This is a genomic window from Helicobacter sp. T3_23-1059 (assembly GCF_053654515.1).
Genome location: NZ_JBSIUV010000177.1, coordinates 1 through 769 on the forward strand (window position 1 = coordinate 1; position 769 = coordinate 769).

The following is a 769-nucleotide window of genomic DNA, read 5'->3' on the forward strand; positions in this document are numbered from 1 at the left end:
TCCGCCGTTTTCGACAATGCTAAATCCTGCATTTGCCCATTTGGCGAAACTATCTGCGATGAATACTTTTTTAAAAAGCCCGATTGAGAAAATGAAAATGCCTTTGGCTAGGTATTCGTAGTTTATGGTGTCATTGCGAGATTCTGCGACTTTGGTTGCAGAATCGTGGCAATCTATTGATTTTTGTGTGGATTTTACCCACCCCCTAGCCCCCTCCGCAAGGGAGGGGGAATCAATGTAAGCCCCTCCCCTTGCGGGAGGGGTTTGGGGTCGGGTATTTTTCGCAAGGGAGGGGGAAGTTATGAATTGTTTCGTTACACTTGCTTTGCTTTGCAAATCTCGCAATGACGAATCGTTTGAATCGCTAAAATTTGCGCTCATTTTTGCAAATTGTGGCATCATTTCTTTGTGATGCACGATTGGTCCAGCTATAAGTTGCGGAAAAAAGCTAATAAAGAGCGCGTAATCGATAAAATCAATATTTTTGCTGTTTAGATTTTCATTTGATTGCCCTTTTGCGTGTTTGTAGCAGTCAAACAAAAACGCGATTTGCTGAAAGGTTACAAAACTTAATGCAAGAGGCAAAAGGATATGTGGCAAAGGGATATTAAAATCTAAATGCGCTATTTGACTAAACAAATTGAAGTTTTCTAGCAAAAAATCCGTGTATTTAAAAAAGCAAAGAAGCGATAGATTGAAAATTATGCCTAAAATGAAGTAGAATTTTGGGGATTGAATCCACCCATTGAGCCACCCTAGCGCAATGGAG

Annotated in this window: 1 protein-coding gene; it reads right to left on the minus strand. The window is 40.4% G+C overall.

The genetic code is table 11. The features are described from left to right. Positions 1-657 (minus strand): MBOAT family O-acyltransferase (locus ACWIX0_RS13915; protein WP_454174575.1); only part of this gene is annotated, 657 nt, incomplete at its 3' end. Positions 658-769: the final 112 nt, after the last annotated feature.